The following is a 14,573-nucleotide window of genomic DNA, read 5'->3' on the forward strand; positions in this document are numbered from 1 at the left end:
TAAAGGTGAAAAGCCGAAAAAAAATCCCGCTTAGAAAATGCGTCGTGACGGGAGAAATGAAACCAAAGAAAGAACTGATCCGTGTTGTTCGTTCTAAAGAAGGAGAAGTGTCTGTTGACGCTACCGGAAAAATGAACGGACGCGGAGCTTACCTTTCTCTCGATAAAGAAACCATTCTTGCGGCAAAGAACAAACGCAGTTTACAGCAGCAATTTCAGACACAGATTGACGAACACATATTTGAAGAATTACTAGAACTAGCTGAAAAGGTGAAAAAACCTAATGAATGAATCTGAATGGTATCCTTTGCTTGGTCTAGCAAATCGAGCTCGTAAAGTCGTGTCAGGAGAAGATCTGGTGATCAAAGAAATTAGACATGCGCGTGCTAAGCTGGTTCTTCTTGCAGCAGATGCCTCATCTAACACAGAGAAAAAGGTATCTGACAAATGCAAATTTTATAATGTTCCGGTTAGAAAAGTTGAAGACCGTTCCGTTCTCGGACGTTCTATTGGGAAAGAAGCTCGCGTAGTTGTCGCTGTCACTGACCAAGGCTTCGCTAAGAAGCTCATAAGCTTGCTCGATTAATTTATTTGGGGGTGAACGAATGGCTAAAGTGAGAGTATATGAATACGCAAAAGCCATAGATGTTTCAAGTAAAGATATTATAGCAGCGCTTAAGGATATGAACGTGGAAGTGAACAACCACATGGCGACGCTTGAAGACGACACTGTGAAAAAGCTAGACGCTATCTATAAAAAAGCCAAAGCAAAAGAGACAGCTAACGAGAAACCCGCAGAACAAAAAAAACAATCATCTAACAAAAACAATGATAGAAAGAAGAATGACGTGCAGAATAATCAATTTAATAAAAACAAAAAAAACAACAACCAAAATAAAAACAAAAATAAACGCGGTGGAAATAACAAACCGCAGCATCAGCAAGCTAGACCTGTGAAGCCTAAAAAAGAGCTTCCTGAAAAAATTGAATTTACAAATTCAATGACCGTCGGCCAGCTGGCTGATGAGCTTGGAAAAGAAACAGCTGAAATCATCAAAAAGCTGATGATGCTTGGTGTCATGGCAACGATCAACCAAGAACTTGATAAAGATACAGTTGAATTAATCGCTTCTGAATATGGTGTTTCAGTAGAGGAAGTCATTATTTTAGAAGAAACTGAACTTGAAAAGTATGAAGTTGAAGATAAAGAAGAAGATATGCAAGTACGCCCTCCAGTTGTAACGATCATGGGACACGTTGACCACGGGAAAACAACTCTTCTTGACAGCATTCGTAAGACAAAAGTCGTCGAAGGCGAAGCAGGTGGAATCACGCAGCATATCGGTGCATACCAAATTGAAGAAAACGGCAAAAAAATTACGTTCCTTGATACACCTGGACACGCAGCATTTACAACGATGCGTGCACGTGGTGCCGAAGTAACGGATACGACAATTCTAGTCGTTGCAGCAGATGATGGTGTCATGCCTCAAACAATTGAAGCGATTAACCATGCGAAAGCGGCAGAAGTGCCAATCATTGTCGCTGTTAACAAAATTGACAAACCAACAGCGAACCCTGACCGCGTGATGCAGGAATTAACTGAGCATGGTCTTGTACCAGAAGCTTGGGGCGGCGAAACCATTTTCGTTCCACTATCTGCGAAAACAGGTGAAGGCATTGACGAATTGATCGAAATGATCCTTCTTGTCAGCGAAGTAGCAGAACTGAAAGCCAACCCTAATCGTGCGGCAAAAGGGACTGTCATCGAGGCTGAGCTTGATAAAGGAAGAGGTTCTGTTGCAACCCTTCTTGTTCAAACAGGTACACTTCATGTAGGTGACCCAATCGTTGTCGGAAATACATTTGGCCGTGTACGTGCAATGGTCAATGACATCGGCCGCCGCGTGAAAACAGCAGGACCATCTACACCTGTTGAAATCACTGGTTTAAACGATGTACCGAATGCAGGGGATCAGTTCCTTGTATTCAAAGATGAAAAGACAGCTCGTCAAGTCGGTGAGGCGCGTGCTTCTAAACAGCTGGACGAACAGCGTTCAGATAAAGCAAAATTATCTCTAGACGACCTATTTGAGCAAATCAAACAAGGTGACGTAAAAGATATCAACTTGATCGTGAAAGCAGACGTACAAGGCTCTGCTGAAGCATTAACAGCAGCTCTTCAAAAAATTGAAGTCGAAGGCGTAAAAGTGAAAATCATCCATACGGGTGTTGGAGCGATTACAGAATCAGACATCATTTTAGCAAGTGCTTCTAATGCTATCGTGATTGGCTTTAACGTACGTCCTGATGGAAATGCGAAGAGCACAGCTGAGACTGAGAACGTTGATATCCGCTTGCACCGCATTATCTATAAAGTCATCGATGAAATTGAAGCTGCGATGAAAGGAATGCTTGACCCTGAATATGAAGAAAAAGTCATCGGTCAAGTTGAAGTCCGTCAAACGTTCAAAGTATCTAAAATCGGTACAATTGCTGGCGGTTATGTAACTGAAGGAACGATTACAAGAGATAGCGGAATCCGCTTAATCCGTGACGGCGTCGTTATTTTTGAAGGCGAAGTTGACGTGTTAAAACGATTTAAAGATGATGTGAAAGAAGTTTCACAAGGCTATGAATGTGGTATTACCATTAAGAAATACAATGATATCCGTGAAGGTGATGTCATGGAATCATTCGTTATGCAAGAAATCGAAAGAAAATGATCGGTTATACCGAATGTGAGTGCATGATCTATGATGCATCCTCACTGAAGGAAAAACGTGCGGTTCTTCAGCGAATATTGACAAGAACGCGTCATAAATTCAATGTAACCATTGCTGAAATGGATTACCAGGATACATGGCAGCGTACATCAATCGGAATCGCCGTGATTTCCTCATCTCGGGTTCAAGTGGAAAAGGAGCTTCAGCGTGTATTAAGCTTTATCGATTCTTTTCCTGAAATTGAACGAACGATCACGAAAACTGAGTGGTTTTAATTAGAGGTGATAAGATCATGAGTATGAGAGCAACCCGTGTGGGTGAGCAAATGAAAAAAGAATTGGGCGACATCTTAGGCAGAAAGCTAAAAGATCCAAGAATCGGCTTTTTGACTGTAACTGATGTCGAAGTATCCGGTGATTTGCAAATTGCCAAAGTCTACATTTCAGTTCTTGGCGACGAGAAGAAAAGAGAGGAAACCTTAAAAGGTCTTGCAAAGGCTAAAGGGTACATCCGCTCTGAAATTGGCAATCGAATCAGACTTCGCAAAACACCAGAACTGCATTTTGAATTCGACGAATCTGTAGATTACGGAAATCGAATTGAAAGCCTGATTGCTGAATTAAACACAAAAGATCACGAATAAGATGTTGAAATAAGGATAGGCGATGATCGTCTGTCCTTTTTCATCGTTTATGAAAGGAGAGAACGCAGATGATAAATGGTGTTCTTTTATTACATAAAGAAAGAGGCATGACCTCACACGACTGTGTGTTTAAAGTAAGAAAAATTTTGCACACAAAAAAAGTCGGCCATACAGGCACCCTCGACCCAGAGGTTTCAGGTGTTCTGCCTATATGTATCGGAAGAGCAACGAAGATTGTAGAATACTTAACAGATAAATCGAAAACGTATGATGCAGAGATCACGATTGGCTTTTCTACAACAACAGAAGACCAAACAGGTGAGATCGTAGAAGAAAAAAAGGTGGAAAAACCGATCTCAGAAAAAGAAATTGATGAGGCGCTGAAGCAGTTTGAAGGAACCATTGAACAAATTCCTCCCATGTTTTCTGCTGTGAAAATTGGCGGAAAAAAGCTCTATGAATATGCAAGAGAAGGCATTGAAATTGAGCGGCCGAGCCGAGAAATTACTATTCACCGTATCGAGCGGACTACACCTATCACATATGAGGATGGTAGCGTGTCATTTAGGTTTACCGTTCTATGCTCAAAGGGAACGTATGTAAGGACCTTAGCGGTTGATATCGGGAAGAAACTAGGGTTTCCAGCCCACATGTCACATCTCATTCGTACAGGGTCTGGTGATTTTACACTTGATGAATGTATCACGCTGGATGAGCTGCGAGATATAAGCGAGGAAGGCACTGTAGATGAGCACCTTGTCCCGATCGAGCGTGCGCTCAATCATTTGCCGAAATGGGAGATAAATGATACATTAGCAAGTAAAGTGGAAAACGGTGCAGTCCTGCCAATGCCTGATGAATTTGCTCATTTCGCAGAGGCGGATCGTGTCGCTGTTTTTGCTCCTTCAGGCCGTTGTCTGGCGATATATATGAAGCACCCGACCAAACAAAACCTGATGAAGCCGGCGAAGATCTTATCTCAGGACAAGCAATCTTAAAGAAAAGGTGACATCTCGTGAAGACTATACATATTTCACACCCACATACATTGAATCAAAAGGATCAAGTTCCGTCTGTTATGGCTTTAGGGTACTTTGACGGTGTTCACCTCGGGCATCAAAAAGTCATTGACAAAGCGAAAAGCATTGCGGAAAAAGAAGGATTGGCCTTAGCAGTCATGACCTTTCATCCGCATCCATCACATGTTTTGCAAAAGGCACGGGAACCAAAAGACTTAATTACACCGCTTGAGGATAAAATTGATTTTATCGAACAGCTGGGCGCTGACTATTTATACATCGTACAATTCAGCGAGAGTTTTGCAGCTCTATCTCCTCAAGAGTTTGTGGATCAATATTTGGATGAATTGAATGTGAAGCACGCAGTAGCGGGGTTTGATTTTACGTTTGGCCGTTTTGGTGCAGGCACAATGGAAACGTTCGATGAATACGGAAAAGGCCGTATTAATGCAACCATCGTACCTAAGCTGTCCAATCAAGACCGAAAAGTCAGTTCCACTCTCATCCGTTCCGCATTAAAAAATGGGGATGTTGAATATGTGAGCGAGCTTTTAGGAAAACCTTATCAGCTTCGCGGCATTGTCATCCATGGAGACAAACGCGGACGGACGATTGGGTTTCCGACAGCTAATGTCGGCTTATCTGCTGAATACATTATTCCGCCAACAGGGGTATATGCAGTAAGAGCAGAAGTAAAAGGTAAAGTATATGACGGTGTTTGTAATGTCGGCTATAAACCAACATTTTATGAAAAACGTCCTGATCAGCCTGCCATTGAAGTAAACCTCTTTGATTTTAACGAAGAAATATATGGCCAGCCGATTAAATTACAATGGTTCAAGCGCATTCGCAGTGAACGAAAATTTAACGGAATTCAGGAGCTGACGGCTCAAATCAGTCAAGATAAAGAAGAAGCGATTCAGTTTTTTCAAGATCAGCAAAAGCAAACAAAAAAATCATAGAAAAACTGCTCTACCATTTGCAAATTCAGCATATTTTTAGTATGATTATTCCTGTAGCTTTAAAACCACTTACTTGGCAGGCCGACTTCACCGACGGCTGCGAGGTAGATGGGGCTAACATGATTTGGAGGTGAAACAGGATGGCAATTACTCAAGAGCGTAAAACGCAATTAATTAATGAGTTCAAAACACACGAATCTGATACTGGATCTCCAGAAGTTCAGATCGCTGTCCTAACAGAATCAATTAACAACTTGAACGAGCATTTACGTACTCATAAGAAAGATCACCACTCACGTCGCGGTCTTTTGAAAATGGTAGGTAGACGTCGTAATCTTCTTACGTATCTACGTAATAAAGACGTAACTCGTTACCGTGAGTTAATTAACAAACTAGGCTTACGTCGATAATCGTAAAAAGCGGGAGGATTCCCGCTTTTTTATCGTATAATCACTAATATTTTATGGTTAAAATGTTGAAAGAATGGCAAATACCCTTCTACATACAGCTTTCACATTGATATGTGAAAATCATTTTGTTCATAATAAGAACTAACTAAAATTTTACGATAAGAGAGGAGTTTATCTCAGAATGGGACAAGAGAAACATGTCTTCACCATAGACTGGGCTGGACGTCAACTGACAGTTGAAACTGGCCAGCTTGCAAAGCAAGCAAACGGAGCGGTCCTCGTACGCTACGGAGATACGGCTGTGCTTAGCTCAGCAACAGCTTCTAAAGAACCAAAACCACTTGATTTCTTCCCGCTCACTGTGAACTACGAAGAAAGACTATACGCAGTAGGTAAAATTCCTGGCGGCTTCATTAAAAGAGAAGGCCGTCCAAGTGAAAAGGCGATCCTTGCGAGCCGCTTAATTGACAGACCAATTCGTCCGCTGTTTGCAGATGGATTTAGAAACGAAGTACAAGTCATTAGTATCGTCATGAGTGTGGATCAAGATTGTTCATCTGAAATGGCTGCAATGTTTGGCTCATCTTTAGCTTTATGTGTGTCTGACATTCCATTTGAGGGACCAATCGCCGGCGTTACAGTAGGACGAGTGGATGGAAAGCTGATCATTAACCCAAATGTGGAGCAGCTTGAACAAAGTGACATCAATCTTGTGGTTGCCGGAACAAAAGATGCGATCAACATGGTAGAAGCTGGTGCTGATGAAGTACCGGAAGAGACAATGCTTGAAGCGATCATGTACGGTCACCAAGAGATCAAACGCTTAATTGAATTCCAAGAAGAAATTGTGAAGGCAGTCGGTAAAGAAAAAATCGATATTCCTTTATATGAAGTAGATCAAACGTTAGCAGACGAAGTAAAAGCACTTGCTGAAGCTGACCTGCTGAAAGCGATTCAAGTACATGAGAAGCATGCGCGTGAGGATGCGATCAGTGCTGTGAAAAAAGCTGTAGTTGAGAAGTTTGAAGCAGAAGAACGTGACGAAGCAACGATTAAACAAGCGAAAGATGTATTAAACAAGCTTGTCAAAAACGAAGTTCGCCGTCTGATCACTGAAGAGAAAGTACGTCCAGATGGACGCGGCGTAGATCAAATCCGTCCACTTTCTTCAGAAGTAGGACTTCTGCCAAGAACGCACGGTTCAGGCCTATTTACAAGAGGACAAACACAGGCGCTCAGTATTTGTACATTAGGTGCACTTGGCGATGTGCAAATTCTTGATGGTCTAGGTGTTGAAGAATCAAAACGCTTCATGCACCATTACAACTTCCCGCAATTCAGTGTTGGTGAGACAGGTCCAATGCGCGGTCCAGGCCGTCGTGAGATCGGACATGGTGCACTAGGTGAACGTGCACTAGAACCAGTCATTCCATCCGAAAAAGATTTCCCTTATACGGTTCGCCTCGTTTCAGAGGTATTAGAATCTAACGGATCTACTTCACAAGCAAGTATTTGCGCAAGCACACTTGCGATGATGGATGCGGGTGTTCCAATTAAAGCACCAGTTGCAGGGATTGCAATGGGACTTGTGAAATCTGGGGAATACTACACAGTGCTGACAGACATTCAAGGAATGGAAGATGCACTTGGAGATATGGACTTTAAAGTGGCAGGAACATCAAAAGGTGTCACAGCCCTTCAAATGGACATCAAAATCGATGGCTTGTCAAAAGACATCTTAGAAGAGGCTCTTCAACAAGCGAAAAAAGGAAGAATGGAAATCTTAGACAGCATGCTGTCAACGATTCCTGCTTCTAGAGGAGAATTGTCTCGTTATGCACCTAAAATCTTAACGATGACAATCAATCCGGATAAAATTCGCGATGTCATTGGACCAAGCGGTAAACAAATCAATAAAATCATTGAAGATACCGGTGTGAAAATCGATATTGAACAAGATGGTACAATCTTTATTTCTTCTACAGAAGAAGATATGAACCAAAAAGCGAAGAAAATCATTGAAGATCTTGTGAGAGAAGTTGAAGTAGGACAGCTTTACTTAGGTAAAGTCAAACGCATTGAAAAATTCGGTGCCTTCCTTGAAATCTTCAGCGGAAAAGATGGACTTGTTCATATTTCTGAGCTTGCGCTTGAGCGTGTGGGCAAAGTAGAAGATGTCGTGAAACTTGGCGATGAATTACTTGTCAAAGTCACTGAAATCGATAAACAAGGCCGTGTGAACCTTTCTCGGAAAGCTGTTTTACGTGAAGAAAAGGAAAAAGAAGAAAAGCAGTCTTAATGAGATCAAATAAAATGTGTTAGAAGCCAGGTATCCGTGCCAGGCTTCTTTCTTTTCTTGCGCTAACAATAGTTCTAGCTTGTTTCTCCCCGTCATAATTTGTGGTAAAGGGGGAGGGACAACCATTGAAAAAAACGTTACCATTCATTGTGTTTGTATTTTTACTGCTCGTGTCATATCAAACGATGAAGCAGCCGGCTGCTGTTACATATATTGAATCAATGAAAGAGCATGCCGAGGTTGCATCTGTTTCAAAAGATATTTTATTTCAGGAAATTGAATCGAAGTCTTCTGACTATGAAGTAAAGGCGCAAAATGCTAAGATTGATAAAGTGTGGAAAAAGATGCCTGGCTTAAATGGACAGACAGTTGATATCGATGCCTCTTATGAAAAAATGAAGAAACAGGGGTCATTCGATGAAAAGCTGCTTGTTTTTAATGAAACAAAACCATCTATTCATTTACATGAGCTTGGTCCAGAGCCCATTTATAAGGGACATCCAGATAAAAAAATGAATGCATTCCTCATCAACGTAGCTTGGGGTGACGAGCATTTAATCAACATGTTAAAAACGCTGGAAAAGCATCAAGTCAAGGCGACCTTTTTCTTAGAAGGCAAATGGGTGAAAAAAAGCACAGAGCTTGCTAAAAAAATCGTGGCAGATGGTCATGAAATTGGAAATCATTCATACAATCACCCAGATATGCGCACACTGACAAGAGAACGAGCATTAGAGCAGATAACGAAAACAAATCGCCAAATTGAAGAATCCCTTGGGAAGAAACCAAAATGGTTTGCGCCTCCAAGCGGAAGCTTTAAAGAAGAAACAGTCAAGCTTGCCAAACAAGAAGGCATGGAAACCATTATGTGGACAGTAGACACCATCGACTGGCAAAAACCATCCCCGGCTATTTTACAAAAGCGGGTGCTTGGGAAAATTCACAATGGGGCGATGATATTAATGCATCCAACAGATGCAACAGCGAAAAGTCTTGACGCACTTATCACTCAAATCAAGGAAAGAGGATATGAATTAGGGACGGTTTCTGACCTCCTAAGTGAAAAAAGACATCCGTGATGCGATCTGTTTGTTGAATAGGAGGAGCAAAACTTGGTCAAAACGTATACATGCCAAAACGGAGTAAGAATTGTACTCGAAAACAATCCCACTGTAAGGTCTGTCGCAATTGGCGTCTGGATTGGAACAGGCTCTAGACATGAGACACCTGAAATTAATGGGATCTCACACTTTTTAGAGCATATGTTTTTTAAAGGGACAAAGACAAGATCTGCACGTGATATCGCAGAATCCTTTGACCGCATTGGTGGTCAGGTGAATGCCTTTACATCAAAAGAATACACTTGCTACTATGCGAAGGTGCTTGATTCACATGCTGGCTACGCCCTCGATGTATTAAGCGACATGTTCTTTCACTCAGCTTTTGATGAAGAAGAGCTGAAAAAAGAAAAAAATGTGGTGTACGAAGAAATTAAAATGTATGAGGATACTCCTGATGACATCGTTCATGATTTATTAAGCAAAGCCATTTATGGTGATCATTCATTAGGATATCCGATTTTAGGAACAGAGGAAACACTCTCTACCTTTAACGGAGACTCACTTAGAAAATATATGGATGAATTCTATACGCCGGACCGCGTCGTGATCTCTGTTGCAGGGAACGTAGATGAGACCTTTATTCGTGAGGTTGAAAAGCTGTTCGGTTCTTATGAAGGAAAAGGGAAGAAGCAGCCTGTAGAAGCTCCAACATTTCATTATGACAAGCTCACACGCAAAAAGGAAACGGAACAAGCGCACCTATGCCTGGGCTTTAATGGCCTTCCAGCTGGAGATAAGGGCATCTATGACTTAATCGTCTTAAATAATGTTCTTGGCGGAAGCATGAGCAGCCGATTATTCCAAGATGTAAGAGAGGACAAAGGACTTGCTTATTCCGTCTTCAGCTATCACAGTTCATTTGCAGATAATGGAATGCTGACGATTTACGGCGGGACTGGAGCGAAGCAGCTAAACCTGCTCTCTGAGACCATCTTACAAACATTAGACGTCTTAAAGCGTGAGGGAATCACGCAGAAAGAACTAGAGAACTCTAAGGAGCAAATGAAAGGCAACCTTATGCTCAGCCTTGAAAGCACAAACAGCAAAATGAGCCGAAACGGTAAAAATGAACTGCTCCTTGGCAAACATCGGACACTCGATGAAATTATTGATGAAATCAACAGCGTCACATTAGATGGCGTAAATAACTTATCTAAACGCATCTTTACAGAAGATTATGCGCTCTCGCTTATTAGTCCGACGGGTGATCAGCCATCATAATGTAAACAACACGGCAGACTCAAAAAAGTCTGCCGTTTTATTGTAGGTAAAGAAGAAAGGGGTTCTGCTTTCATGGAACATGAAAAGCTGAAACAGCTCTCTCCACTTCTGACACAAGCTATTTCTTTCCAAGCCATGACATCTGGTTTTTCGGGAGATCGCACCTTTTTGGTTACAATATCATCTAGTGAAAAGCTGGTGCTTAAGTTATCAGACATTCAAACGTATTCGCGCTATAAAAGAAAAGCATCATTTCAGCGGAAGTTAAAAGATCGAGGGATTCTTTGTTCTGAAGTGATTGAGATTGGAATGAGTGCTGAACTAAACTGTACCTATCGTATTTTCTCCTTTATCGAAGGCGAGAATGCTAGAGACTCCATCCATCTACTTACAAATGAAGAGCAGTATGAAATCGGGAGGCGGGCAGCGAGAGAGCTAAGTTTGATGCATACATGCCGTGCACCTTCTCATGTTCGTCCGTGGGATGAGAAAGTCATGGCAAAACATGAACGGTATGTACATGCCTATCAATCAAGTGGCGTGACGTTTTCCAATGATCAGTTTGTATTAGATTTTATCAAGTCGAATGTTGATGCGGTAAAAGAGAGGCCTAACCAGTTCCAGCATGATGATTTTCATTTAGGGAATATCATCATACAAGGTAATCAATATGCCGGTGTGATTGATTTCGATCAATCCGACTGGGGCGACCCGGTTCATGACTTTTATAAATTGTCCTTATTTAGTCGAGAAAGCAGCATTCCGTTCTCAGCTGGACAACTGGATCAATACGTGAGTACGCAGTCTACAAACGATTTTTGGCTTCTTTTTTCCATCTATACAGCAATGAGCTGCTTTTCATCTATCATCTGGACGCTTTCCTATGATCCGGGACATGTAAAAGACATGGTGAAACGAGTGGAGAGAATGCTAAAAGATCATAATTGCTTTCATCAACTTAAGCCTGTTTGGTATACCAACTCACATCATACATAACTTGAAAAGAGCAGGACGGTCTATTTCTTCCTTTTGCTGCATATATGATACGGAAGGGAAGTGATGCGATTTTGAGGCTGAGTGAACTGTCAGGAAAAGAGATCGTCGATATTAAAAGAGCGGAGCGGCTTGGCGTGCTTGGACAAACCGACCTTGAAATCAATGAACAGGACGGTCAAATTACAGCACTCATTATACCTTCCGTGAAGTGGTTTGGCTTTCGAAAACAAGGAAATGACATCCGCGTACCGTGGAATCACATTCAAAAAATAGGATCAGATATGATCATTCTCGATGTGCCTGAAGAACTTCAGCCGCACGGAGAAAAAGAGCACCCGCAATAATGGGTGCTCTTTTTCTTTTCTCTCTCTGATTCGTTCACAGGCTGAATCCTCTCCTCATATGCTGAAAGGGAGATTCAGAAAATATTACAGACTTTTTTAAATAAAGAAGGTGAACGGTCAGTATGTTGAGCGGTTTAACGGTTGCGGTGATCGGGGGAGATGCAAGGCAGCTTGAAATTATTCGCAAGTTGTCACAGCAGCATGCCAAAGTATTTTTGGTTGGATTTGACCAGCTGGATCATGGATTTATCGGTGCTGAAAAGCTGAAAATGTCTGAACTTCCATTCGAACAAGTAGACAGTATGATCCTTCCAGTATCTGGGACAACGGATGAAGGCGCTGTTGCTACCGTTTTTTCAAACGAGCAGGTCTTGCTGGAAGCTAAATATTTAGAAAGAACCCCTGCCCATTGTATCTTGTACTCAGGTATTTCAAATACGTACTTAGACAATCTGGCAAAGCAGGTGAACCGGAAGCTTGTGAAGCTGTTTGAGCGAGATGATATTGCCATATATAACTCTATTCCAACAGTTGAAGGAATTATCATGATGGCCATTCAGCAAACGGACTATACGATTCACGGGTCTCATGTCGCTGTTCTCGGACTTGGAAGAACAGGACTCACCATTGCCCGCACATTTCGGGCACTAGGGGCAGACGTAAAAGTAGGGGCGGCAGACACAGCGCATTTAGCGCGGGCATTTGAGATGGGGCTTAATCCATTTTCAATGGACCAGTTAAAAGAGGAAGTAACGGATGTTGATATTATCATCAATACCATTCCAAGTCTTGTACTAGATTCATCTGTCATCGTCAGCATGACACCAAAGACACTCATTTTGGATATCGCCTCACGCCCAGGCGGAACAGACTTTGACTTTGCACAAAAGCACGGAGTGAAGGCACTTCTTGCACCAGGACTCCCGGGGATTGTTGCACCAAAAACAGCAGGACAAATCATTGCAAAAGTGCTTTCCGGGCTTTTATGTGAACTTGCGGAGGAAAAAAGGGGGATGGAATCATGACAACATTAAAAGGGAAAAGAATCGGCTTTGGTTTAACAGGTTCCCACTGTACGTATGAAGCTGTTTTTCCGCAAATCGAAGCGCTTGTAAAAGAAGGGGCAGAGGTGCGTCCAGTGGTGTCGTACACGGTGCAGAGCACGAATACGAGATTTGGAGATGGAGCCGAGTGGATCGACCGGATTGAGAAGCTGACTGGATTTCAAGCGATTGACTCAATCGTGAAAGCAGAGCCGCTCGGACCTAAGCTGCCGCTTGATTGTATGGTTATTGCTCCTCTAACTGGTAACTCGATGGCGAAATTTGCAAATGCCATGACAGACAGTCCTGTTTTAATGGCTGCTAAAGCAACCATACGGAATCATCGACCAGTCGTTTTAGGTATCTCAACAAATGATGCGTTAGGTTTAAATGGTACAAATCTGATGAGGCTGATGTCGACAAAGAATATTTTCTTTATTCCGTTTGGTCAGGATGATCCATTCAAAAAACCGACTTCTATGGTCGCGAACATGGATCTGCTATCTCAAACAGTAGAAGAGGCACTCCAGCATAGACAAATTCAGCCAATTTTAATTGGACCAAACGAATAATAGATTCACTAGAAAATCATGAAAGATTCAAAAAAGATGCTTCAAGCCTTGCTTTTCTATGGTAAAATAAAATGTAAAAAGTCATAGGATGGCCATCCGAAAGAAAAGAATCATGGATGGGTCGGAAGGAGTTTTACTGATGGGAAGAGGATTGCATGTAGCTGTAGTTGGAGCGACTGGAGCTGTCGGTCAACAAATGTTAAAAACACTAGCTGACAGAGATTTTGAAATGGATACACTTACTCTACTATCCTCAAAACGTTCTGCTGGAACAAAAGTGACATTCAGAGGTCAAGAGTACACTGTTCAGGAAGCAACACCTGAAAGCTTTGAAGGAGTGAACATCGCATTATTCAGTGCTGGAGGAAATGTTTCTAAAGCGCTGGCTCCTGAAGCAGTCAAACGAGGTGCGATTGTTGTTGACAACACAAGTGCTTTTCGTATGGACGAAAACATCCCTCTTGTCGTACCAGAGGTAAACGAAAAAGATTTGCATGATCATCAAGGGATCATTGCAAACCCTAACTGTTCAACGATTCAAATGGTAGCGGCATTAGAACCGCTTCGTCAGGCATATGGAATGAAAAAAGTCATTGTCTCTACGTATCAAGCAGTATCAGGTGCGGGACATGAAGCCATTGACGAACTATACAGCCAATCACAAGCCATTTTAAATAAAGAGGATGTAACGCCAGAAGTCATGCCTTATCAAATTGCATTTAATGCGATCCCGCAAATTGATAAATTCCAAGACAACGGTTATACATTCGAAGAAATGAAAATGATCAACGAAACGAAAAAAATCATGCATATGCCTGAGCTGGAAGTAGCGGCAACATGCGTAAGGCTTCCAATTGAAACAGGTCATTCAGAATCTGTCTACGTCGAACTAGAATCAAATGATGCAACAGTGGAAGACCTCAAATCAATTCTAAAAGATGCACCAGGAATTACGCTGCAAGATGATCCGTCTCAGCAAATTTATCCAATGCCTGCAGATGCTGTTGGGAAAAACGACGTATTTGTCGGCCGCATTCGGAAAGATTTGGACCGTCCAAACGGGTTCCATATGTGGATTGTATCTGATAACCTGCTTAAAGGCGCTGCATGGAACTCAGTTCAAATTGCAGAAAGCTTAAAAGCATTAAAATTAGTTTAACATTCAATGGATGATGAGGACGAACAGAAGAGAGTTAGGCATCTTTCGCCTGCTCTCTT

Annotated in this window: 16 protein-coding genes; all 16 read left to right on the plus strand. The window is 42.0% G+C overall.

The window, feature by feature from the left end; all coding sequences use genetic code 11:
* The first annotated feature begins 5 nt into the window (after positions 1 to 5).
* The 16 genes from MHB67_RS08070 (at position 6) to asd (ending at position 14,514) form a co-directional block, all read left to right on the plus strand.
* Positions 6 to 290 carry a YlxR family protein gene (locus MHB67_RS08070; RefSeq protein ID WP_024424139.1) on the plus strand — a complete coding sequence of 95 codons (285 nt, stop codon included), beginning with the start codon at positions 6 to 8 and terminating at the stop codon, positions 288 to 290.
* Positions 283 to 585 carry a YlxQ family RNA-binding protein gene (locus tag MHB67_RS08075; protein ID WP_024424138.1) on the plus strand — a complete coding sequence of 101 codons (303 nt, stop codon included), beginning with the start codon at positions 283 to 285 and terminating at the stop codon, positions 583 to 585. Before MHB67_RS08070 ends, MHB67_RS08075 begins: the two co-directional genes overlap by 8 nt.
* Before the next feature lie 19 nt (positions 586 to 604).
* Positions 605 to 2,725 (plus strand): translation initiation factor IF-2, encoded by a 2,121-nt coding sequence (gene infB / locus MHB67_RS08080; protein ID WP_024427003.1) that lies wholly within the window; start codon positions 605 to 607, stop codon positions 2,723 to 2,725.
* The gene (locus tag MHB67_RS08085; protein WP_024424137.1) at positions 2,722 to 3,000 is read left to right on the plus strand and encodes a DUF503 domain-containing protein; all 279 of its coding nucleotides are present in this window, start codon (positions 2,722 to 2,724) and stop codon (positions 2,998 to 3,000) included. Before infB ends, MHB67_RS08085 begins: the two co-directional genes overlap by 4 nt.
* A 17-nt stretch (positions 3,001 to 3,017) precedes the next feature.
* Positions 3,018 to 3,368: a 30S ribosome-binding factor RbfA gene (rbfA, locus tag MHB67_RS08090; protein WP_007499525.1), complete on the plus strand. Its 351-nt coding sequence runs from the start codon at positions 3,018 to 3,020 to the stop codon at positions 3,366 to 3,368.
* A 68-nt stretch (positions 3,369 to 3,436) separates the two neighbouring features.
* Complete coding sequence (gene truB, locus MHB67_RS08095; RefSeq protein WP_342492880.1) at positions 3,437 to 4,366, plus strand: tRNA pseudouridine(55) synthase TruB; 930 nt, start codon at positions 3,437 to 3,439, stop codon at positions 4,364 to 4,366.
* Positions 4,367 to 4,383: 17 nt separating this feature from the next.
* The gene (ribF, locus tag MHB67_RS08100; protein WP_133743805.1) at positions 4,384 to 5,349 is read left to right on the plus strand and encodes a bifunctional riboflavin kinase/FAD synthetase; all 966 of its coding nucleotides are present in this window, start codon (positions 4,384 to 4,386) and stop codon (positions 5,347 to 5,349) included.
* A gap of 140 nt (positions 5,350 to 5,489) precedes the next feature.
* The gene (gene rpsO / locus MHB67_RS08105; protein ID WP_008354438.1) at positions 5,490 to 5,759 is read left to right on the plus strand and encodes a 30S ribosomal protein S15; all 270 of its coding nucleotides are present in this window, start codon (positions 5,490 to 5,492) and stop codon (positions 5,757 to 5,759) included.
* 181 nt (positions 5,760 to 5,940) lie between these two features.
* Positions 5,941 to 8,058, plus strand: coding sequence for a polyribonucleotide nucleotidyltransferase (pnp, locus tag MHB67_RS08110; protein WP_024424134.1), 2,118 nt, complete (start codon positions 5,941 to 5,943; stop codon positions 8,056 to 8,058).
* Positions 8,059 to 8,183: 125 nt separating this feature from the next.
* Positions 8,184 to 9,137 carry a polysaccharide deacetylase family protein gene (locus MHB67_RS08115; RefSeq protein ID WP_024424133.1) on the plus strand — a complete coding sequence of 318 codons (954 nt, stop codon included), beginning with the start codon at positions 8,184 to 8,186 and terminating at the stop codon, positions 9,135 to 9,137.
* Positions 9,138 to 9,170: 33 nt separating this feature from the next.
* Positions 9,171 to 10,400, plus strand: coding sequence for a pitrilysin family protein (locus MHB67_RS08120; protein ID WP_024424132.1), 1,230 nt, complete (start codon positions 9,171 to 9,173; stop codon positions 10,398 to 10,400).
* Positions 10,401 to 10,472: 72 nt separating this feature from the next.
* A complete protein-coding gene (locus MHB67_RS08125; RefSeq protein WP_024424131.1) occupies positions 10,473 to 11,396 on the plus strand; it encodes an aminoglycoside phosphotransferase family protein in 924 nt (307 codons plus the stop codon).
* A 71-nt stretch (positions 11,397 to 11,467) separates the two neighbouring features.
* Positions 11,468 to 11,740 (plus strand): YlmC/YmxH family sporulation protein, encoded by a 273-nt coding sequence (locus tag MHB67_RS08130; RefSeq protein WP_024424130.1) that lies wholly within the window; start codon positions 11,468 to 11,470, stop codon positions 11,738 to 11,740.
* A gap of 122 nt (positions 11,741 to 11,862) precedes the next feature.
* Positions 11,863 to 12,765, plus strand: a complete 903-nt coding sequence (dpaA, locus tag MHB67_RS08135) for a dipicolinic acid synthetase subunit A (RefSeq protein ID WP_024424129.1) — start codon at positions 11,863 to 11,865, stop codon at positions 12,763 to 12,765.
* The gene (dpaB, locus tag MHB67_RS08140; RefSeq protein WP_025092602.1) at positions 12,762 to 13,355 is read left to right on the plus strand and encodes a dipicolinate synthase subunit B; all 594 of its coding nucleotides are present in this window, start codon (positions 12,762 to 12,764) and stop codon (positions 13,353 to 13,355) included. Before dpaA ends, dpaB begins: the two co-directional genes overlap by 4 nt.
* 139 nt (positions 13,356 to 13,494) lie before the next feature.
* Positions 13,495 to 14,514, plus strand: coding sequence for an aspartate-semialdehyde dehydrogenase (asd, locus tag MHB67_RS08145; RefSeq protein ID WP_024427010.1), 1,020 nt, complete (start codon positions 13,495 to 13,497; stop codon positions 14,512 to 14,514).
* Positions 14,515 to 14,573: the final 59 nt, after the last annotated feature.

This window comes from Bacillus sp. FSL H8-0516 (assembly GCF_038635285.1).
In the GTDB taxonomy this organism is placed as follows: domain Bacteria; phylum Bacillota; class Bacilli; order Bacillales; family Bacillaceae; genus Bacillus; species Bacillus safensis.

Coding starts and splice junctions, on each gene's coding strand:
- MHB67_RS08075 (WP_024424138.1), top strand. CDS start 283: ATGAATGAATCTGAATGGTATCCTTTGCTTGGTCTAGCAAATCGAGCT.
- infB (WP_024427003.1), top strand. CDS start 605: ATGGCTAAAGTGAGAGTATATGAATACGCAAAAGCCATAGATGTTTCA.
- MHB67_RS08085 (WP_024424137.1), top strand. CDS start 2,722: ATGATCGGTTATACCGAATGTGAGTGCATGATCTATGATGCATCCTCA.
- rbfA (WP_007499525.1), top strand. CDS start 3,018: ATGAGTATGAGAGCAACCCGTGTGGGTGAGCAAATGAAAAAAGAATTG.
- truB (WP_342492880.1), top strand. CDS start 3,437: ATGATAAATGGTGTTCTTTTATTACATAAAGAAAGAGGCATGACCTCA.
- rpsO (WP_008354438.1), top strand. CDS start 5,490: ATGGCAATTACTCAAGAGCGTAAAACGCAATTAATTAATGAGTTCAAA.
- pnp (WP_024424134.1), top strand. CDS start 5,941: ATGGGACAAGAGAAACATGTCTTCACCATAGACTGGGCTGGACGTCAA.
- MHB67_RS08125 (WP_024424131.1), top strand. CDS start 10,473: ATGGAACATGAAAAGCTGAAACAGCTCTCTCCACTTCTGACACAAGCT.
- dpaA (WP_024424129.1), top strand. CDS start 11,863: ATGTTGAGCGGTTTAACGGTTGCGGTGATCGGGGGAGATGCAAGGCAG.
- dpaB (WP_025092602.1), top strand. CDS start 12,762: ATGACAACATTAAAAGGGAAAAGAATCGGCTTTGGTTTAACAGGTTCC.
- asd (WP_024427010.1), top strand. CDS start 13,495: ATGGGAAGAGGATTGCATGTAGCTGTAGTTGGAGCGACTGGAGCTGTC.